Genomic DNA, 20953 nt, shown 5'->3' on the forward strand with positions numbered 1-20953 from the left:
TGCGCCATGGAACGTCGCAAACCCGACGGACAATACCCGTCGCGGATTGTGCTGCCCACCGCGGATCTGATCCGCGCGTTTCGCCGGCAGCTGCGAGGCGTGACGCTGTCGGACGCCGGCTTTGAGGAGATCGTCCGGCAGGTGCTTGACGTATTTCTGGACTGGGACGGCGACGGGCAGAAGCTTGCCGCGCTGCCCGACATTCACCGGTTGACCCTTCCCGAACTCGAGGAAGACCCGGCACACACCATCCATATCCGTCTGATCAACGCCACGCAGTCTTTCGCGCACCAATTCTTTGAGCGCCTGATGACGTATGGCCTGTTTCGTGCGGGCAACCCGCTGACCGACCTGGATTACGGGTTCGACTGTTTTCTTGGCGACGACATCGTGCTGTTTCACTGCCCGTACTGATAAACGGGAGGTATCGTGTCGTATAACTACCAGATCGGGCAGGTCCTCACATTCGATGTGTACCCTGCTCCCGTGCTCGGCAACAATTTCCAGAATGCAACCGTGCAGGGCATCCTGAACCAGGAAAGCGCCAATCAGGTGATCGACACGGTGGGGATGCATATCAAGGTCTGGCCCTGGCTTGAAGCTCAGGGCACGCCCAACGATCCATCACAGTACAACTACATCAAGATCAGAACGCAGTCGGGATCGGTGACCGCGCTGGGGATGCCGTGGATCAACGAAAGCACCATCCGCGCCTCCACGAGCCAGACCATCACGGCACTCATCGGCAACGTCACGGCGGGCGATATCCAGGGTGTGCAGAACGCGCTGATCAGCAATGGGTACACCGCGATCGACGTTTCTATCTCAAGCTCGTGAATCAGGTCACGCGCCTGAAACGACGCTTCTTTTTTTGGATACTTTTTACAGGCATTCACCATGATGTGTGGGGCAATCGCGCATCTTATGGCTTGGATACAGCACAGATTGCGGGTGGTAGAAAGGGCATGGGCCGTGTCCGGTTTGCCTGCTGGCCGACGCGACAGGCAACGTCGCGTCGAGGCAGGAACTTCAGTGGGGACTGAGGAAGTGCCGCCGGAGACAACGTAGTTATCGTGCGCGCAACCGCCGTGGCGATCTTATCCTTGGGGTCGCCCGCAGCGGGACTGGGCGTGATGGCGTCTGGCGTGCGCAGGTGCGTTGTCTTCTCCAGCGTGGAGGTGGGCCGCAGGTCACACTGCGGCCCACCTCCTTTTTTTCCGCTAACGGGTCTGCTCACCCAGCATCGTGCCCCTGCAATCATCGCCGCCGCACCGGCATGCATACTCCGCGAGCGTTGCCTCATCCAGACCGGCGTCCACTTCGAGCGCGTAATTGATGAAGAGCTCTTCTCCGGGATCGATGTCGCGTGTGGCTTCGATATAGACGCGTCCGCCCTCTTCTTCGATGGCCTCACAGTTTGCGGCGCAGGAATGGTTCAGCCACCGCGTCGCGTTACCACCACGGCCACCGTCGATTACCCGCCCATCAGAACGCCCGAAAAGAAACGTGTGCCCCTCGTGCTGATGGCGCGACGCCTCCTTCCACGTCGTCACCAGCCCTTTGTATTCAAGAATGCGCTCTCCGGTGATGAGCGGGCGAAGCGCGAATACTCCCTTGCCGTGTATCGAGGAGCGCCTGACAGTGACACGTTTCATGTTTTCTGAAGATGGAAAGTTATCTGAAGTATAGCTTGCGAACTACCGCCCGGAAGGGCCGCGCGGGATCGTCCATCAGGTGACATGCAAACTTTTACCGGCGCTGGGGATGGTGTGCCAGATCTCATGGATGGCAAGACATGGGCAATGCGACCCCCACCCCTTTTACTCTGCGCGCCGATCAGTACGCGAGAGATATCGACGTGCTCGGGCACTATGTCCGGCAGACCGTCAGCTACCTGACAGCAATGACGGGGGCATCCCGCGACGAATGCCTGAGGTTCGTTCAGTCAAACCTTGAGTCCGATGGTACGTTTGCCTTTCAGGACCCAGATGTCACTTACCTTCAGCGCAATGAGCGCGGCGACCGGGAACTCAGGACGGGCACACTGCAGGCCTTTCTCGCGACGACCGTCGCGCAACGTGAACTGATTGCCCCGACTTTCACGACCTATCTTCATCCGCAGGTCAGGGAGTCGCTGCTGACCGGCTTTATCGGGGCGAACAAGGTGCAGCGGGGCGTCGCCAAACGCGCAATGTTCCAGGCGCGCAGCGACGGCAACACGCTGCTCGAGATCCTCAAGGATAACGAGCAGACCAACATGAAGCTCGCGAGCAATGCCTGCTCGGGCGCGCACGTTTCTGCTTCCACGCCCCTCTTCAACCTCTCGGCGCACTCCACCCTCACCTCAAACTGCCGCGTCACTGCGAGCTACGGTTCCGCGAACAACGAGAAGCTGCTCGCTGGCAACCGCCACTACTGGTCGCCCGACGTCGTGAAAAACAACATCACGTCGATCAGGTTGAATACCGACTACGGGGCGCTTGATGCCGCCATGAAGCGTCACGGTATCCGGCATCCGGAGCTCGAGGAGACGATGGCTTGCATACTGCGTTCCACCCACTTCTATTTCCGCGACCCCGCACATCATCGGCTCATCGGGCAGTACGTCAGCCAGCTCACGCCAGCCGAGCGCAGTGCGTTCGTCTACACGGGCGACCTGTATCACCTGCGGTACTACAACGACGCCGTTATCCGTACCTTCATCAGCCGACTGGCTTCGCGCATCGAGCTCGTGCATCCCGATCCTGGCACCGTGCTTGCGTCGGCATCACCTGAAGTCATTGCACTCGCTGTGCAGCTGTGTCCACAGGAGATGCGTGGCAGGAAGCTTGACGGGGTTGCCGGCACAAACGCACATGGCATCGTCGCATCGACCGTCATCAATATCCAGACGGTGCTCGACGAATACCGCGATCTCATCCGCGCGTTCTTTGTCACAAAAAACGTGCCTGCGTCGGTGGCGGCGTTTCCTGAAAGCATCCGACGTGTGGCGCTGATGGGCGACACGGACTCGACACTCTTTACGGTCCAGGAGTGGGTGATCTGGTTCAACGATGGGCGTCTGGGGTTCGATGCGCGCTCGCAGGCCGTGGCCGCGGTCCTCGTGTTCCTTGCCTCCATGACGGTGGCGCATCTGCTCGCACGAATGTCGGCCAACTTTGGTGTCGAGGAACAGCGCCTGTTCGATACCGTGATGAAAAACGAATACCGGTTTGTCACCTTCACGCCAACACCCGTTGCCAAACACTATTACGCGCTCATCGACTGCCGCGAAGGCCAGCTTTACACCGAGCCCGAAGCGGAGATCAAGGGCGTGCATCTGAAGTCGTCGAGTGCTCCGCCGGCCGTCACGGCACGCGCAAAACTGCTCATGATCGACATCATGAAAACGGTCGCGCATGAGGAGAAGCTCTCGATCATGAAGATCCTCGGCGAGATATCAGCGATCGAACACGACATCATCGACTCGATCATGAAACGCTCGAGCTGCGAGTATTTCCGTATCGGACAGATCAAGCCCGCGGGGGCCTATACGCTGCCGCCCGAGCGGTCCGTTTACGCGCACTATCTATTCTGGAACGCCACCTTCGGGATGAAGTACGGCATGGCGGGAACACCCCCCTATACAGCGATCAAGATTCCGGTCGACATGGGCTCGCCGGCACGCATCAAGGCGTGGCTCACGGCAATGGCCGACCAGGAACTGGCAGCACGTCTTGGCGCATGGCTCGCTTCGCACGGCAGAAGTTCGCTCACGACTTTCTACGTTCCAGAAGAAGCCATTCATGCGGGAGGTGTTCCACGTGAAATCCTTGAACGCGTTGCCATTCGCAAGCTCGTGAAGGACACCATGAAGACTTTCTACCTGGTGCTCGAAAGTCTCGGTGTCGCCATGGAGAACAGGCAGATCACGCGGCTCGTGAGCGACGACTATCCGCCTCTCGTGAAAGCAACGGCAGCCGATGGCACTGCGCTGCTAAACACAATGACGGCATAGAGGCCGCGCGGCATCTGCCGTGGCCTGTCGGGAATAAACGTGGAGACGAACGTGAAGACACCCTTTGCCCAGCGTACACGTGAACACTGGGAAAGTTCACCCATCGAGACAGATGACCTTCCGTGCGGCTGGACTGACGTACTGATCCAGCTGATCGAGAACGGACCCGTAGACGATGGTGATGTTGCGAGCAAGCCTGCCCGTGACGCACTGATCGAATGCGGCTTCGCTGCAAAGGTCATTATTGGCCAGCAGGAAGCCGGCACGTGCGCCACATACTACGGCCGCGAACTTTACTGCCAGCTCATTGACGAATGGGGGCTGCACGAGGCCATCGCGAAGCGTCAGGCAACATCGGCTCTGAAACGTTATTGAATGACCCGGTGCGCAATCTACCAGTACTCACGCAAGACTCGTGCTATCCGCGTGGACAGGATTTGCCTTGTGACGGATTGCATCGAACTCGTCGAGTACCGCCTGGTATGTAAGCGCATTCATCACGCCTTCGAAAAGACGCTCCTGCTGCCAGCCAAGAAAGGTGCGGTTCAGCAGGTTGATTTCCGACTGGTTAAGCGTACCTGGCGTGTCACCCGATGCGCCCAGTACGAAGTCGAGCATCGGCAGGCGAGCGATGGCGAGCGCCCACATGACCTGTCTCGTCGGCGCCATGTCAGGTAGATGCATGGCCTCTTCAAGAGTGTGATGTGCTGCTACCGGCACGCTTTGTAAAACCCCGATGAAATTCTTGCGTTGCCTTGTGAGGCCCACTAGGATTTCTTCATAGCAGTGATCAAGTCGCACCGAGTAATCGGCCAGCGCAAACGGATGTTTCCGTGTCGACCACCCCGCAGGTACACGCGCCTGCAGGCGGCGAATCCGGTTAAGGAGAGTTTGATCGAGTTGACTGAAGAGCATGTTGGGTAGCACGAACCTGTGCACGAACATCGTGACGGACTTTTCATCCACGCGACCCGCGCTTCTTTTTTCTTCTTCACGAAACGCGCGATACTGAACCATCAGCATGGGAAGATTGATAGCGATTACAGCCATTCCCGTTTCCGACCCTGTGAAGTGACCGTCGGGTAAATTCATTTCCAGATCACTTCTGGCATGTCTCAATACACGTAGAGGTGTGGCATTGCGCCAATCCCGATGGGCCAGCGCGAGATCAAAGTACTCCGTATGGACAACGAGTATCTCGTCATGGCCCGCGCCGTAAAACTCACCGTTCCAGACTTTTCCCCTGAATATCGAGGACGTCATTTTCATTGCCATCGACAGGTTGAGCGCCATCGCGTCGACATTGGCATGGTAACGCTCGAGCGCGAGTGAGAGCGGAACATCGACGCTCTGAACCAGTTTCACCAACGGATGACTGCTTTTGACTGCCCCCGGCGCATGCCGGTAGTACCGGATGACCTGTCCCAGATTGCGACGCAGGCCATCCCGGATGGCGTGCCACGCTCCCGGCACCTGAATGCCCTGGAGCGAGCGTGGTGACAGGTTGAATAGCGTGTGCATGGTTCGATATATCGGATGACAGAACTTCGCCCATAACATTGAAGCGACCCCGTGCCGGCACCCAGTACGGGATGCGCCGGACGCGTGCGCGGGTTGCTGTCCACCCATTGGAGAGAACTGCGTCGGGTAAGAATTTACCGCCGCTGTCTATATCCTTTGGAGGGGACACTTCGCATTCCTTTCCATCTGGCTGACCGAAACAGGCCCGGCCAGGGAATGCCGTGTCATGTCTCTTTGAACAGATGTGATCTTCCGAACGCCTGAGCGCACTTGCGTGATATCGGCGCGGGTGGTTCGATTCAACGGAATTTCACTGATATATCACCTCATTGTCATTAGCAGGACTGCTAAGGACCACATGTGTGTTTAACCCAATCGCAAGGAAAAGCCATGGCAGTGAATCAACCTTCGAAGAATGCTGCGCGCGACGCGGGCGCGGACCCGGGCATGGTGCATGCATTCAATCAGGGAATGGATCCCGAAGGCCAGCAGCAGGAGCAGGCACCCGGCGCATCCGCTTCCCGGACCCGTGGCCAGAGCGGCCAGTTCTCGTTCACGTCGGCCAATGATTACGTCCCGTCCGTGATCTCCCGGCACAAGGGCGGTGAGGCTCTCGGGAAGATCACCGAGATGCTCAGGAGCGAGTTCAAGGAACGAGATCCGGACCACGAACTGGAGCTCATCCCGATCAACTGGAAAGATACCGTTGACCTGTATTTCTCGGCCGTAGTGGTCACCCTGCGCCACAAGGCCTGGCTCGACCGTGGCGTCGCCTACTACACCCTCATCATCGAGGGCTCGGCGCCGGCACTGGAGTCTGTGTCGCGCTTTGTGGCCAACGAGACCATCACCGAGCTGCGGCTGACCGGCGATACGAACAACCAGATACTCAACAACGAAGTCAGGAATCGCCTCGAGAAGGTGTACCCGATGGTTCCGCAATGGGGCGCCGGTGTCTGCGTGGTACCGCGTGACTTCAACCCGGCGAACGAAGAGCTCGCGCACAAGCTGGCCGTCTGTGCCGGCAACGCGTGCTCGTCCGAGCTCTCACGTAACAAGCCGGGCGGATGGCATGACCTGAACCTTGCTGACGCGGTCGGCAACGAGGTCCTGACGGTGCGCCCGAAGTTCGGCAATGAGCAGATCTACAACGCCGTGGGCCATCCGGTGCGGGCCGATGTCGAAATCCGCACCACGGTTCCTGGCCAGCTGGTCCAGGGCCAGCAGGATGCGGCCGTGCGCGACACGACCGTCACGCTCGTTCGTGGCTTCGTGGATCTGGTCTGGGCACCGGTTGACCAGCAGAACCAGCCCTACGCCCAGTGGGTTGCGCCACAGCAACTTCAACCGGGTGGCGTCCATCCGTCGCAGTACCAGAAGTACCTGCCGCGGTTTGTGGCAACACAAAGCGAGTCGGAGAAGGTGCCCACCCTCGGCGGCCAGCTACTCTCGCTCGTTTCTGCGGCGTGTCTGTCCACGAACATGCTGTGGGCTGAAGCCTTCCGTCCTGCGAAGGAGCGCAGCGGTGGCAGCGACGTCGACTGGAAAAATATCGGGGCGCTCAATATCGAAGCGAACTTCGAGAATAGTGCAACGGGTTACGGCGTGCCTCTGGACAGCACGCTCGATTCATTCACCCGGCAGAACCCCCAGAATGGCAGCGAGTTCCACAAGCTCATCGCCAGCACGATCCGGCAGCGGCTGGCCGTCTCGGTCGACATCCCCGAGTGCGGTCCGGAGACGGCGCTCTCTGAGGCGATCCTGCTCGCCGGCGACAGCGACGCCGAAAACCGCCGTACGGGCAACCGGATGCTCGTCGGCTCCTCCATGGACCTGACCAACGGCCTGTTCGTCAAGAACTACATGGCTCTCGTCGATACCCTGGCGCGGCAACAGCATCCGGACGCCCTGAGCCGACAACGGCTGCAGCTGGAGGACCACCGGCTCGTGACCGACGAGTACAACCGGATTCACCTCGGTTACTTCATCTACAGGACCGGCGAGAAGCTCGATATCCGCTTTATCGACTATCTCGCGCTGCTGGCAACCCAGGGCACCAGCAACCACCAGGATGTCCTCGAATGGTCCGATACCTTCTCCGACGTCAACCTGCCGCTGAACCTGCGGATTTCCCGCCGCCAGAAGATCATCGAGGGAATCGTTGGCGAACGCAACGTGACGTACACGGGCTTTGCGCGTCGCTGCACGCTCGACAACATCTTCTTCACTGCGCTCCTGATGTCGATTGCCGAACTCAAGATCAAGATGAACGTCGACTCGGTGGCCGGCCATCAGCCGCAGTACCGGCGCCCGATCAATCCGTTCGTCGCAGACGCCGCCCTCGATCCCGGTATCAATCTCGGGCTCTTTGGCTCCAGCTACGCAGGGCCGTCGCAGCAGTACGGCAACCGTGCGGGCTTTAACCGCTTCATGTACTGAAGCATCCAGACTGCCGGCAGGGGAGGCTTCCCCTGCCGGCGTTTTTTCCGCCACAGCAAGGATGTTCCGGCGCAATGACAGCAACACCGTCGAACGACAGGCATTTTTTTATTGAACCGGGCAATCCAGTGCAGCAACCGCCCTTCCCAGGTGCCCCTGCTGGAGAACCAACGTGGCAATCAGTTCCCGACTCGTCAGTCACGATGAGATCTTTCATTACCGTACGTCGCGCGAACCCATCATCATCAATGATCTTCCCGACATCACCAGCGAAGAGAAGGAGCACGTCGATAACCTCATATTCACCCGCTACGATCTCATCCACTCGGATTCTCTCTCGAACATCCCGTCGTGCGCATGCGGCAACACCCTCGGCGTCGACAAGCTTGGCGACGGCCGCGGCGTTCCTGCGATGGTCTGCCCCGACTGCCACACCGAGGTCACCGCCCCCTACCAGGGCGATCTGGAGCCGCTCATCTGGCTGCGTGCGCCAAGAGGCGTCAAGGCGCTCATCAACCCGCATGTCTGGACCATGCTGCGCGAGGGATTCCAGAAGAACAGTTTCGATGTGATCCGGTGGCTCTGCGATCGCACCTGGAAAGCACCAGTCAGGGAACCGCCGGTGATGGAGGCGATCCGCTCATCGGGACTGCCACGGGGCTACAACAACTTCGTGGAGAATTTCGACGCCATCATGGCCTTCCTGTTCAACCTGAAGGACTACGCGAAGAAGGAGCTCGCGCCCCTCAAGGCGTGCCTCGAGCAGTACCGGCACTGCGTCTTCTCGCAGTACCTGCCACTACCAAACCGGTCGCTGCTGGTGCTCGAAGACACGCATCACGCGGGCTACACCGACAGCACGACGCCCATCGCGGTGGACGCCATTCGCATGATGGTGGGAATTGATTCCCCGATGTCGCCTCACTCGGACATCGTGCGCGAGAACCGCACCATCCGCATGATTGCCCAGACGGCTGAATACTACGACATCGCCATACGTGACCTGCTTGCGTCGAAGACCGGCGTGTACCGCAAGAACATGTACGGCACGCGCTGCCACTTCGCGTTCCGGGCCGTCATCAGTTCGTACACCGACCCGCACGACTATACCGGGGTGCATATCCCGTGGAGCGTCGGCGTCGTCGTGTTCGAGTTGCATCTGAAGAATTTCCTGCTTCGCGAAGGCATGACGCCGTGGGAAGCCGAGACCTATCTGAACGCGCACGTCAATCAGTACAGCGAGAAGCTTGACCACTTCTTCCAGCGGATCATCGCGGGTTCGCGCGGGCCAGGTGTGCCGGTGACCATGCAGCGCAACCCGAGCCTGCACCGCGCAAGTATCCAGCTGCTCTTCATCACGCGCGTCACCACCGACGTGAGCGTGCCAACCGTCTTCTTCAGCATTCTCGATGTGACCGGGCCGAATGCCGACTTCGACGGCGACATGATGAATCTCGTGCTGACGCTCGATCACGTACTGACCGACGAGCTCTACAGCCTGATGCCGCATCAGAGCACCTTCAGCATGAACGAGCCGCGTGCCCTCTCGAAGAATCTCTCGATGCCGAAGACCGTCGTGCTCACGATCAGCAACTGGATCCACTGGCCGGAACCCGATACACCCGATCCAGAAGTGCTGCGGCGCATGGCACTTATCCCCGAAGCTGCCTGAGGTACCTGAGCGAATGGCGCTGCCTTAATGCAGCCCGATCAATCAGGATCACAACCCATCAATCAAGGAAGAAACGACCATGTCTGAATGTTATCTCCGGAGGCAGCCATGATGCTCACCGCAGGCGACGAGAGTGATTTTGATGCGCTTGTCTATGGCGGCAGCAAGCATCCCGGCACGATCGCCTATCTCCAGAAGCAGCTGGAACCGTTCAGTGGCGGGCTAACCGAGTTTGGCAGACAGTTCGCCGGTTCAGCGCGCAACCTCTTCGATGCGTTCAACGGATCCGAAGCCATGCGGCTCGCCCGTGCGGCCGTACGGCGTGTCGACAGCCTGTTCATGAGCGACACGATCCAGACGATCTGGGACATCGGCAGGCTGCAGAACGCGCCCCTGACCATGCAGCGCTGGATCATGGCCGAGCCTGAGACCCGAAGGCTTTATCACCAGCAACGCTGCGACGGCTATTCAGAAAGCTACGTCGATATGGACCCCGGCCTGAGTGGCGAGGACCACTACGACTGGCGCCGCATCCATGACGGCGTGGCGCAGGAAACGGCCGACGGTCAGGTGGTGTTCGAACAATACTGGGAACCGCTCAGAGATGGCGACCGGCATCTGGAGCTCGACGAACAGAGCGACATCATCGCCACGCACGAGTTCGCCCGCGCGTATGCGCTCGCCGGCAAGGAGGATCACACGAGCAAGGAAGGGGGCATGCTGTAGTCGCCAGTCTGATACCCGGCAGCCGCACCAACGCGCCTGCCGGGTACCGTCCCACTGCTCACCCGAGGCAACGACGCGGCCACCTTTCTCCAGAAGGCCACCCGCCTTTAGCGTGAATTCGCGTGCAGGTAACCCATCATGACCACGCCCGTACCGACACTCTCGACCGCTGGCTGGATCGTTTCGCCCCAGCAGAAGGCTGACCGGTTAATGGCTCATCTGTACGAGAGCCAGGCCAACCAGTCGTACATTTTCAACGGCAACGTAACGAGCCTGCAGTACCTCATCGCGAAGAACGCGGGCAACATTCCCGGTACCTGCACTGCGCTGCAGGCCGCCCTGACCTCCTTTTTTTCGCGCTACTACGATCTCGCGAGCGTGCAGGTCGCGAGCGACGATGTGCTGAATGGTAACGAAAGCAGCCTGATCACGCTCTACGTCTATGCGGAGCTCACCGAGGATGGCGTCGTGTATCCGCTCAGCGGCCTGATCGAGCTGTCCAGTTCAAGACTGGTGCGTGTGCTGGCGCTGAACAATGCCGGCGTCACGGCAGCGCAGACAGTGCTTCAGGACATCGCGTCATGAACATCGAACCGCAAGAACCGGGCGGTGTGCCGGCTCCCGTTGCCTACGGCGACCCGCGTCGCCTTAACAGCAACGGAGGAAGCCCCTGTACCGATGGCCAGTTACGGCCCGATGCCCCCATACCGGCGCGGGTCGAGAGTTGCGTGCGGCGCCTCGAGCGCGCGATCTACGGTGCCATGATGTTCGACCAGCACGAGTACCTCGAGCATCGGCGATTGCCTCATACCCTCCGGACCTGGGAAGTCCGTACCACACCCTGGCTGCTCGAGGATGGCTACATCCTCGCGCTGACCGATTTTCCCGTGGCAACGGAGACCTGCTGCGTTGTCGCCTTTACGCCAGTCTACGCGGATGGGCGCACGGCAATGGACCGGAGCACGCAAACCGATGCGATGTCGCTGGAAGTCGTGGACTACGAGGTGTTCACTTATCAGGAGCGGGGCCACACCGCGTATGAAAACGCCCGCATGATTCTTCACCCGCGTTACCTCGCCGAACTCAGACGGCAGGCCTTTGCACTGAAGCTTCAGTACATCCAGTTTTTCTACTTCACCCAGCTCATTCCGAAAGTTCGCGAAGCCTTCGAGGATCCTGAAGGCCATCTCGAAAGGATTCTTGAACGATTGCGCGAGGTATCCCGCGCGGGATCGTCACCGGATCAGCCAACGCCCGTCGGCGGCGCAGGATGAATGGCGCGGGTATCGATCCGGGCCGGACGTCCATTCCCCCATCATGAAACCATCTACTGAAACCCCCGCTTCACCCGACGCCCACCCGGGTGACTTCATCAATACGGTGGCGCAGAACCTGCATGAGATCGCCAGCCAGGACGTCGCCAAACTGCCCGAGGACCAGTTCGTCCACGTTTTTCTGCCGCTGCTCGCACGCGATGCCGAACTGCCGTATCCCGTCACCATGGCCGACTGGATCTCCATTGCCGGTGGCCCCTGCAAGCCGGTCGACGTGTTCGACAACGCAACGGGCCAGACGCTGTTTCGCGTCCCCCCCTTCCTCGACTACCACGGCATCAATCCCGTCAGGGACATCCACAACCGCGCTGCTGGCCAGGCCGCCTTCACCGACATCGTCGCGACTGCCGCGAAACTTGCGGGACTGCACCCGAATCAGGCGAAGGCGTTTATCGAGCAGTCACTACGTGAGCGCGCCAGTTTCATGAACAACACCGCGGTGCTCGCGCTCCATGTTCTTCAGTGGAACGCCATTCTCGGGCGCTACGGTCGCGAACCGTTGTACGCCGAATCAGAAAAGGCGGCCGGCGCTGCGCTCGCCGCTAAGGGCGGCCCCGTTACTCCCGACGTGTATGAGGACTTCTGATATCCATCTCGCGGTTGCCAGCGACATCCATCTCGGCAACCGGCGCACGCCTACGCAAGGCATCCTGCGCAACCTGCGGGCCGCCTTCCCCGATAACGAAGAAACGGCACAGCTGGACGTGATCTGTCTGGCAGGCGATGTCTTTGACACCCTCTTCCCGCTCAACGATGAAGATGTGCCGCAGATCGACTTCTGGATCCGCGATCTGCTGCTGCTCTGCAAAAAGCACGACATCATCCTGTACGTGCTGGAGGGTACACGCAGTCACGACTGGGAGCAGTCGGCACGCTTTGTCACGATCAATGAGATCGCCGGCATCAACGCCAGACTCAGATATGTGCGCGAGATCAGCATCGAGTATGAACCAGCTCTCGATCTCTGGATCGGGTTCGTACCAGATGAGGCCACGCCCGACACCGACAGGACGCTCAGCGAATTCCGCAGCCTGATGAAGGCAAAGGGGATCGGGAAGGTCGACCTGATGTTCATGCATGGTCACTTCGAGTTCCAGCTTCCGGCGGCCGCGCGCGTACCGAAACACGATTCAGCCGCGTGGCTGGCGATTACACGTTATCTGGCGTTCATTGGTCACAACCACCGGCATTCATCCTTCGACCGCATCTACGCGCAGGGCTCCTTCGACCGGTACTCACACGGACACGAAGAGCCGAAAGGTCACCTGAGGGCGGTGTTGCATACCTCGGGAGACCATGAAGTCACCTTTATCGAAAATACCGGCGCGCGTCTGTACATCACGATCGACTGCACCGACCTTGATGTGGAAGCCGCATTACGCGCAATTGACGGGCGTGTTCGCGAGCTGCCAGAACATTCTGCGGTTCGCATCCAGGCCATGCATGACCATCCACTGCTCGCAGACATGGACGCGCTCATCAGGCTTTATCCGTTCTTCAGCTGGAGCAAGCTTCCGGTTCGTCCCGACGAGGAAGAGCGCAAGGCTTACGACGACAGCGAGGTCTTTGAACCCGTCACCATTCATGCCGGCAACATCCTGCAGCTGCTCACGGAACGCATGATCGCCTCGGGCGTGAGTCCAACGGTCGTCGCCGTCGCACAACAGAAAATCCAGGAGGCTATGTGATGTCCGCCACCGCTGGCCTCACCGCCCGTGCCATGGGCTATTTCCCGCTCTCCGTTGGCACGTCTCTCGCACTCGAAGGCGCGTTCGGCATTCATCCTGACCACCAGGAGTCTCCGGCGCCAATCCTTCGTTATGACGAACTCTGGTGCAACCTGAAGACGCTCTTGCGCAACTGCATGGGCGCGCTGGATAAAACGACGGCAGGCGCCGTGTTTCCCGACGAGCTGGCATGGACACTTCAGGAAGAGCTCAGCCAGCTTTCGGAGCTCGTCGCCGAAGCCACACAGAACCGTTGCAGGACCGTGTACTACGTAAGCAATTACGCGGGGCTCGCGCAGAAATATCCCTTCGCTACGTTGCGCACGGATTCGACCGCACGCCAGAAGCAGTATGCCGCGATCCAGAAAGACACTATCGCCCTCATGCTGAAGACAGCACGGGCGCAGGAACGACAGGAGGATGAGCAGCGGCATGACCGGATCGCTGTCTTTGATCTTAAGCTTGCGCCAGCGACTCCGGATCCCAAATCATCGTCGCCAAAAATCCTGCTGCTGACCCACTACGCCTACGACCTCTTCTCCGCGAAGCGCTTCAGGGAAATGACGCTGCTCGAGTCACATACCGGGCGGCTCAAGGAGAAAGCCCTCTGGCACACCAAGTACGCCCAGGGGCGCGAGCTCACGATGATCCCCTTTCGCGAGGATCTCATCCAGGTGTTCGGCGATTCGGAACTCTTTGCTCCCATGCGTCTGGAACTTCGACGCGAACTGCTGCAGATCGCACAGAAAATGCAGTGGAACCCGACCACCACCTTCGAGCGCATCGCGCTCGGCGTGGATCTCATGAAAAACCCCTATGCCCGCGAAGTCCTGAAGAAGATCATTTCCAGCCGCTACTAGATCACGCGATCAGCGACACGGAAATTTTTATTGAACGCGGCCATGCTGTGTCATGCGACCGTGCCAATCCAACCATTGAGGATTCCCCATGCCTGAAAACCGCAAGGCGCGCAGCAAAACCATACTCGACAGCCGCCGGCTCATGCTTTCCGCACCGCTTCAGGGCAAGACCGGCAATGACGGCAAGAAGATCTGGGCGTCACTGTATGTCACTGTGTTTGCCAATACACCGTTCATCACGGTGTTTACCAATGATCCCGATGATCGCGATAACGATGGCGGGCGTATCAGCGCCGAAATTTCGCCGGTCGAATTCATTGGCACGCTCATCGACTTCGAACGGGTGATCGCCGGACCCGATGGCAAGGAAAACAAACGCCAGCTTTGCAACGTCGAGCGTGACCGCAATCCGGCCCAGGGCGAGAAGCCCGCGGTACGCTCTGCATTCTGCTACGGCAAGGATGAGGACGGAATCGTCTGGGTTGCGCTGTCGGCCAAAGGGCGGCCCAATATCCGGTTCGATTTCGGTTACAGCCGCTATCACTTCCTGCAGCACAAGGCCGGCGAGCAGTACAGCAAGGCAGAGGCATCCCAGCTCTTTGCGCTCGGCTGGATACATCTCGTTCGACAGTTCGTCACCGACCTGATGCGAACGGAGTACGAACATCCGCAACCCCAGAACGATGGTGGTGGCAAAAATAACAGGGGCCGGGCTTCAACTTCTGCAAAGTCCCACTATGCTGAAGTTGAGGAGGACGATATTCCCTATTAGCGAGTCAGGAGTCGCCCCGCCTTCTGCATTGCCCGGATAACTTCCCTTGCGTCGCCATCGTCGGCAGCAGCCAGGACAGAACAACTCCGGCAGGTCAGTCAGACCGGGCTGACCTGCCCTATTCCCCCAACAGAACGAGCCCGACGAATCGAAACGAATCTGGGTGACATATCACTATCTTGCTGAAATGCCGACGCGTTTTAAGGGAGATAGAAATTGAAACTGCGAATCAGCAGAATCGGCCTGACTGACAACAATCTCACCGAGGTTGCACTGGAGCATGGTGGAGAGAGTCTCGAATGGAATATTTCTGAATTCAAGAACATCGTCAGGAATCTCGACTACGACGTTTTTGACCAGATCAACCAGTACTGGGCGAGGATGCCACCGGAGCGGCAGGACGAAGCTTACGCGGTATATGCGGAGATCCGTGATGTGTTCCGGGAGTGCTACGAAACACATGCCCTGACGCGCAGGCTGCATGCTCCGGTTGCCCGACTCTGCGAGTTGCATCCACTCGAAGATATCCGGCACTGGATTGCGTTTTACAGCAATCTTCGCTGCCCGGACGATGTGAAGGACGAGTTCGTGCCGTACGAGATGCCCGGCACGCGTGACGGTACCTATGTACGCGAGGAATATGAATGGCTCGTCGCTCTGTCGATTGCGCTGCGGGTGATCTTTCCCGTGTGGGGCGAATTCATCGCGCGCATCCGTGCCGAGGTGCCGACCGGCTGGAAGGAGTTCTACGCCTGGCAGCTACTCGCAGCTACCGGCCTCGGTCAGAGCCCCCCGATGGAGCGTCTGCGCGGTTACGTGGAGTACTGGTCGCGTGTCGGCGCGGGACGGCACGATGTCGAGAAGTCCGCGCACGTCTTCAGGGGCATCAGTACCGAAGACTATCCGACGCTGCTCACGGCACTTGTGCTGGTGCGCAAACTCACCATTGCCGATGTGCGAGGGCTCGACACGTCGTCGAACCTCGTCTCCTGCGTATTCACCTTCATCAGGCACAAGACACGGCCCGGTTCGGAAGGAGGCTTTAACGCGATCATCAAGGAGAAGAAAGAAACCGAAACGTATGGTCAGGATATCGAGAACCAGCAGTCGCGACTCGAGGCATGCAAGGAGAAGATGCCGGTCGCCGACGGCAAGATTGCGCCCATCAGGTATTACGCGCGCGACATGCGCCACATCGCGCGGCAGATTGCACCAGACATGCCAGCCGATTGCCTGGAGATGTCGTTCGAGTCCGTGAAGGTGCTCGAGCACGTCAGGGAGCGCAAGGTCCAGATGACCCTGACCATGTATGTCCTGCAGTACCGCAAGCAGTTGCAACCCCGCGCCCTCTTCCATTTGCCGCGCGCCTCGATCCTGCAGGCGTTCGCCGTCGCCCAGGCCGTGTACTGGCACAAGGGCTATCGCGAGCTGGCCGCGCTCGTGAGTGCGCTCCCGGTATCCGATGCCGACGTCATGTATCTCGGCAGCCTCGAGGCACGCTCAAAAATTCCGGCCGCCATGATCGCGGAACTGGAACGATGGTTTCCCTACCGGCGCATGCCGGGCGGCAAATCGAAAACAGCGCGTGTACCGACCTGTGCCGAGCTGGCGATTGATGACGTGGTCAGGCAGCTCGGCGAAACCGGCTGGCGCCTGACCCTTCCCCCCGAATGGGTGGCCGAGCTCACCCGCAATCCACGCGAACGGCATTACGCGGTGCCCGGCAACATCCGGATCAAACTCGCGCAACTCAGCATTGCGCTTGCATCAAGGAGCTTTTAAGTGATGGACATCCCAACCCGCATCGTCGTCCGGCGGCTGATCATCAGCCCGACGGGCACCTACAACACCCAGTACATGCGCCCCTACGACAACACGCTCCAGGGGCCGGGTCTCAATGCCATATGCGAAACGCTCTGCGGTGAGAACCGTTATACGCCGGCACGTCTTGCCGGCATCGCCAACCAGATCGTGTCGCCCGCAGCGACGCCCGAAAAGGCTATCGGCATCGTCAATGGCTGGGACGCCACACGCTGCCGGTATTTCATGGAAGTGGAATCACACAGCATGGGAGGCGCTGTGTCTGTCGTCAAGGTGCTCGGCTGGACCAACTACATGGGGATCGTCAACACGGGCAGCTGCCATATCGATCCCAACATGGAGTTCTATGTGAATTCCGTGGTCCAGGTTCGCGAATATATCGAGACCACCCCACTGGGCAACCAGCCTCATACCAACGTCGCGGAGAATGCGCACGTGCTGGTCGATCCGACGTACTTCGATGCGTATGTCAAAGAGAAGACGATGAGCATGCGGCCCGAGGACATGTACGCAACGATGAGTCTGAACCATCTGCACAACATGGGCGACACGCTCGACACACGCACGACACTGACGCGCGTACCGGTTGCGTCGACCCGGAGCAATTCCATTGCGGCGTTTTACGCGGCCGCAGTGCTCGACAACTACAAGAAGGCGGCGGACAGCAACAACTTTGGCCTCCAGCCGGAAACCGAGGTACTCGATTCGGCACGCGGTTACGCGCAGGACAGCGTCCTGGCGCTCAACCCGTTTTTCCGCGCGATGCAGGAGTATCGTGAGGGCATGCTCACGAACTTCTTTACCTGGAGTGACCTGTGCCGGCTCGACCCGGATGTGGTCCACAAGGTCAAGGCACTGGAACTGCCGGCCAGCACCCGTGTGCATCGCGTGGGTAGCGGCATGTCCCAGGACTGGGGGGGATCCGACCGGCTCACGCAGGTGGCGACGATCCTGGCCCAGTCCGTGCTAGCCCTGATGTCCGTGTACACACTGACCCGATTCGCCTTTACCGCTACCAATCGCCAGGTGTTTTCATCGAATGCGCCCAGCGGCGTGGACGGGCACTCCTCCATCACGTTCATTCCGGGTGATGCAGAGAGTTTTTCGAGGCGCGATCTCTCGCCTTTCATCGAGCAGTTCAGGATCAACCTGGAGCACATGATCCTGAAGGACGTGTCGCACAACAACCAGATCGACTTCTGGCTGGAGATGAGAATCAATCTGCTGGGCGAGACGTGGATAGATATCTCGCTCGACGGCGGCCCTGTCATCACTTATGTGTCACCCAGCTTCGCCGATGCATTAATGGTGCCGGTCGTGACGACCCAGACCCATCTGGGCCAGCGGCTTGCCGGGGACTTCCACGAAATCTGCACGACCATCGCCAACTACGACGGCATGACCAGCACCCAGCCGGCAGCCATGCCCCAGAAGCCACGCTACGGGCTCATCTGAATCCGGCCTGATCCCAAACCAGAAACCTGACACTCACAGAGCGGGAGCGCGAGAAGCGCTCCCGATTCAATCCATGACACCAACCCTGCTCGAAGTCTATCGACAACTGCTGAAAACGGCGAATCTCACCGTCACCGCCGACAACATGATTTCCGGAACCATCCTCGCAGAAACGGAACCTGTTCTCGTCGAGGGAAAGCGGCTTGTGCTGCCCACCCCCGAATTTCAGGCGATGGACAAATCGGAGATCGTGCTCTTTCACCCGCTGAGCGAAATGATTACCCGGGGCAAATCTCCGGTACTGGAGAAGTTTCGTTCCCTGCTGATCTACCGTTTCAACGAAGTCGCAAGCGGTCATATCGTCAAGCTGCTGCGTATCGCGGTGGAGAAAGAGAATCACAAACACCTCACGCCAGACCAGTCAGAATTCCTTTCGCTCGTCAAGCACGCCGACCAGAGCACGCGGGATCTCGCCAGCAAGGTTCTCGATGCCATGGAAGTGGGTCAGACCGCGCGCCAGATTGTCACCCTCTTCCTGAAGAAGACCGGTCTGGTTGCAGGCAAGAGTCACAAGCGCGTGGGCGTCGTGAGCTTTCCGCTATATGAGGAGCTGAAAAAGCCGGAGCATGACATCTGGGGGATCAAGTGCCGGGTGAAGGACAAGGAGACCCTCGCCGCGCTGCTGGAGTTCATCTTCCCCCGGATCGGCGAAGCGCAGGCGTACGATCGCGGCACGGACTCCGATATCGCACCCAACCTTCACGCGCTGATGCAGGCATCGCTTGGCATTATCCAGGCGCTCAACGACATCACCGAAAAGTTCGAGAGCCAGATCAGCACGCCCGAAGTCCCGGCGAGTGTTCATCTGATCGACGCCGACTGGCAGGAAACGTTCATGAATCTCGGGATGATGCAGGCGCAGATCTGGCGCGTTCCGCCGCAGGCAGGCAACGAGGGTGTCCCCTGGGACGAACCGGAGCCAGCTGCGTCCACCACGCAGGCGCCACAGCCGGCGGATCATGCGCCTCGCCCGGTAGCCGCATCCGCACCCGGCGTACATGTTCCGCCGGCACGTGTGTCGCTTGACGAAGTGATGGCGCGCGGGGCATCTGCTGCACAGTCTCAGGCGCAGCCCCAGCCCCAGCCCCAGCCACCGCAGTCTGATCTGCGCTATACCGACCGGGGCCTCGACTTCAGTTCCGTCATCCGTAGCAATCCCGCACTGGCCAGCGTCGAGCCGTTCGCACCGGTTCAGCCGCCACCACCGCCGCAAACGTCGGAATGGGCCCAGCGCGCCACGCTCGCGCTTAACCGTCAGTCGGTCTACCCGGGCAACTATCCCAGCAATTACCCGGGCACCTACCCTGCTGCCTGGCCCGGCAACCCCACCGGCCCGGGTCCATACGGCGGAGCGCCAGGCACAAGGCGCGGACTGATCTGAGTCCGTAACGAGGATGGAGAGGGGAGCCCTTTCTCCATTTCTCCCTTGGAAGGATCTTTACGAAGGATAGCTAATGATAAAAATGCTGGATCGTGCCCAGGCTGAAGCCGCCTTCTCAGCCATGGTCGCGATGAACAACGTCTGCGGCACCGTTCACGTCCGCATGGGACTCAAGGATGACGGCCACCTGCATGTTGCCGAGCACAGGGATGGCCGCGTTCACGTGTACATCCGGGGATCGACCAGCCGCTACCGCGTAGGTACCTCTGAATGCTACACAAGCCAGAACGCCTTCGCGAAAGCCTACGGCCTTGAGGACTGACCCCCTCCTCTTCCCAACAGCTTCATTTAACGAACAGGAACACAAGATGAATGTAAGGCAATCCGACCCACGACTGACCCATTTCATCGTCGTGGACGGCGGCGAGTGGGGAAAGGGCACGACACTTCTGGCGGCAGCGAGTGCACGTCCGTACTCGAAGGACAGACCCATAGGTCGTGCGGCACAGGCCTGGCGCGTTTGCGCGGACGCGCACATTACCGACGAAGGCCAGATCGCGTATCCCACGGGTCAGGCACGTCCCCTTCGTGTCGATGTCAGGACTGGAGAACCGGTCCCGGAATAAGGAAGTCTGGCAGCCTCAGCCCCCTCTGCCAGGAGGGGGCGAGATGGACTAACCGCTCCTGGCGTTTGACCTGCAAGGCCCGTACTTCTTTTTTGGAAAAGGGAGTCCAGTCACGCAGTCATGACGCTGCTGGCCATATATGCCGAGCGTATCTGCTCGATCACGTTTTGCGGAGGCAGAAGAAGTAGCGATGCACTCGCGCCAAATTCGGTGGGATCGGTGTAGTTGTTCATCCGCATCGCCACCCAGTGATACTGGGGTGCGATACCCAGGCTCTGGAGGAATCCGAACAGATCATGTTCGAAAGCCCAGTCCGAATCCTGGGCGGATACCGGGACGAGCTGCGTTGCCGGGTGTGCTCTGAGAAAGCCCATGTGGTCTTCGAGAACCCGACGAAATGCGTCGGTGTAATAGACGGCGGGGCCCGGATTCAACATGAGACTGCCTATTGGTGCAATCCGCACGACAGGCGTGATCGGGGTGGCCGATGCGGTCGACGCGGCCATGGTGCAGATCCTTACGAAAAACGGTTGAGACCTATATCACTCATCTGGAAGCCATT

The 20953-nt window shown here is 59.5% G+C and carries 20 protein-coding genes; 17 read left to right on the forward strand and 3 right to left on the reverse strand.

What is annotated here, in order from left to right; genetic code table 11:
• The first annotated feature begins 6 nt into the window (after positions 1-6).
• Both HDG34_RS15935 and HDG34_RS15940 read left to right on the forward strand, forming a co-directional pair.
• Positions 7-414, forward strand: coding sequence for a hypothetical protein (locus tag HDG34_RS15935; RefSeq protein ID WP_184061211.1), 408 nt, complete (start codon positions 7-9; stop codon positions 412-414).
• 15 nt (positions 415-429) lie between these two features.
• Entirely contained in the window at positions 430-837 is a 408-nt protein-coding gene (locus HDG34_RS15940; protein WP_184061212.1) for a phage DNA polymerase-associated SH3 family protein, read from the forward strand.
• Between the two features lie 383 nt (positions 838-1220).
• On the opposite strand, the gene HDG34_RS15945 is transcribed toward HDG34_RS15940, so the two are convergent.
• On the reverse strand, positions 1221-1655 hold the full coding sequence (locus tag HDG34_RS15945) for an SET domain-containing protein (RefSeq protein ID WP_184061213.1): 435 nt from the start codon (positions 1653-1655) through the stop codon (positions 1221-1223).
• A 140-nt stretch (positions 1656-1795) separates the two neighbouring features.
• Here HDG34_RS15945 and HDG34_RS15950 point away from each other — a divergent pair, with 140 nt between their 5' ends.
• On the forward strand, positions 1796-3997 hold the full coding sequence (locus tag HDG34_RS15950) for a family B DNA polymerase (protein ID WP_184061214.1): 2202 nt from the start codon (positions 1796-1798) through the stop codon (positions 3995-3997).
• Positions 3998-4048: 51 nt separating this feature from the next.
• Positions 4049-4372 (forward strand): hypothetical protein, encoded by a 324-nt coding sequence (locus HDG34_RS15955; RefSeq protein WP_184061215.1) that lies wholly within the window; start codon positions 4049-4051, stop codon positions 4370-4372.
• Positions 4373-4399: 27 nt separating this feature from the next.
• On the opposite strand, the gene HDG34_RS15960 is transcribed toward HDG34_RS15955, so the two are convergent.
• Positions 4400-5518, reverse strand: a complete 1119-nt coding sequence (locus HDG34_RS15960; RefSeq protein ID WP_184061216.1) for a hypothetical protein — start codon at positions 5516-5518, stop codon at positions 4400-4402.
• Between the two features lie 390 nt (positions 5519-5908).
• Here HDG34_RS15960 and HDG34_RS15965 point away from each other — a divergent pair, with 390 nt between their 5' ends.
• The 13 genes from HDG34_RS15965 to HDG34_RS16025 all read left to right on the forward strand — a co-directional run bounded on the left by HDG34_RS15965 (position 5909) and on the right by HDG34_RS16025 (position 20087).
• Positions 5909-7957: a hypothetical protein gene (locus HDG34_RS15965; RefSeq protein WP_184061217.1), complete on the forward strand. Its 2049-nt coding sequence runs from the start codon at positions 5909-5911 to the stop codon at positions 7955-7957.
• A gap of 172 nt (positions 7958-8129) precedes the next feature.
• The gene (locus tag HDG34_RS39845; RefSeq protein ID WP_184061218.1) at positions 8130-9629 is read left to right on the forward strand and encodes a hypothetical protein; all 1500 of its coding nucleotides are present in this window, start codon (positions 8130-8132) and stop codon (positions 9627-9629) included.
• Between the two features lie 108 nt (positions 9630-9737).
• Positions 9738-10355, forward strand: coding sequence for a hypothetical protein (locus HDG34_RS15975; RefSeq protein WP_184061219.1), 618 nt, complete (start codon positions 9738-9740; stop codon positions 10353-10355).
• Between the two features lie 138 nt (positions 10356-10493).
• Complete coding sequence (locus HDG34_RS15980) at positions 10494-10940, forward strand: hypothetical protein (protein WP_184061220.1); 447 nt, start codon at positions 10494-10496, stop codon at positions 10938-10940.
• Positions 10937-11629 (forward strand): hypothetical protein, encoded by a 693-nt coding sequence (locus tag HDG34_RS15985; RefSeq protein ID WP_184061221.1) that lies wholly within the window; start codon positions 10937-10939, stop codon positions 11627-11629. Before HDG34_RS15980 ends, HDG34_RS15985 begins: the two co-directional genes overlap by 4 nt.
• On the forward strand, positions 11556-12275 hold the full coding sequence (locus tag HDG34_RS15990) for a hypothetical protein (RefSeq protein WP_184061222.1): 720 nt from the start codon (positions 11556-11558) through the stop codon (positions 12273-12275). Before HDG34_RS15985 ends, HDG34_RS15990 begins: the two co-directional genes overlap by 74 nt.
• Positions 12262-13377: a hypothetical protein gene (locus HDG34_RS15995; RefSeq protein ID WP_184061223.1), complete on the forward strand. Its 1116-nt coding sequence runs from the start codon at positions 12262-12264 to the stop codon at positions 13375-13377. The genes HDG34_RS15990 and HDG34_RS15995 overlap by 14 nt, the downstream gene beginning before the upstream one ends.
• Positions 13377-14276, forward strand: coding sequence for a hypothetical protein (locus HDG34_RS16000; protein ID WP_184061224.1), 900 nt, complete (start codon positions 13377-13379; stop codon positions 14274-14276). The genes HDG34_RS15995 and HDG34_RS16000 overlap by 1 nt, the downstream gene beginning before the upstream one ends.
• Positions 14277-14364: 88 nt before the next feature.
• The gene (locus HDG34_RS16005) at positions 14365-15048 is read left to right on the forward strand and encodes a hypothetical protein (RefSeq protein WP_184061225.1); all 684 of its coding nucleotides are present in this window, start codon (positions 14365-14367) and stop codon (positions 15046-15048) included.
• A gap of 216 nt (positions 15049-15264) precedes the next feature.
• The gene (locus HDG34_RS16010) at positions 15265-16830 is read left to right on the forward strand and encodes a hypothetical protein (protein ID WP_184061226.1); all 1566 of its coding nucleotides are present in this window, start codon (positions 15265-15267) and stop codon (positions 16828-16830) included.
• Between the two features lie 3 nt (positions 16831-16833).
• Positions 16834-18324, forward strand: a complete 1491-nt coding sequence (locus HDG34_RS16015; RefSeq protein WP_184061227.1) for a hypothetical protein — start codon at positions 16834-16836, stop codon at positions 18322-18324.
• A 73-nt stretch (positions 18325-18397) separates the two neighbouring features.
• A complete protein-coding gene (locus HDG34_RS16020; RefSeq protein WP_184061228.1) occupies positions 18398-19765 on the forward strand; it encodes a hypothetical protein in 1368 nt (455 codons plus the stop codon).
• A 73-nt stretch (positions 19766-19838) separates the two neighbouring features.
• Positions 19839-20087, forward strand: coding sequence for a hypothetical protein (locus HDG34_RS16025; protein WP_184061229.1), 249 nt, complete (start codon positions 19839-19841; stop codon positions 20085-20087).
• Between the two features lie 414 nt (positions 20088-20501).
• Here the strand turns inward: HDG34_RS16025 and HDG34_RS16030 are convergent, their stop codons facing one another.
• Positions 20502-20897 carry a hypothetical protein gene (locus HDG34_RS16030; protein ID WP_184061230.1) on the reverse strand — a complete coding sequence of 132 codons (396 nt, stop codon included), beginning with the start codon at positions 20895-20897 and terminating at the stop codon, positions 20502-20504.
• Positions 20898-20953 lie beyond the last annotated feature (56 nt).

The sequence above is a fragment of the Paraburkholderia sp. HC6.4b genome (assembly GCF_014200875.1).
Taxonomy (GTDB): domain Bacteria; phylum Pseudomonadota; class Gammaproteobacteria; order Burkholderiales; family Burkholderiaceae; genus Paraburkholderia; species Paraburkholderia tuberum.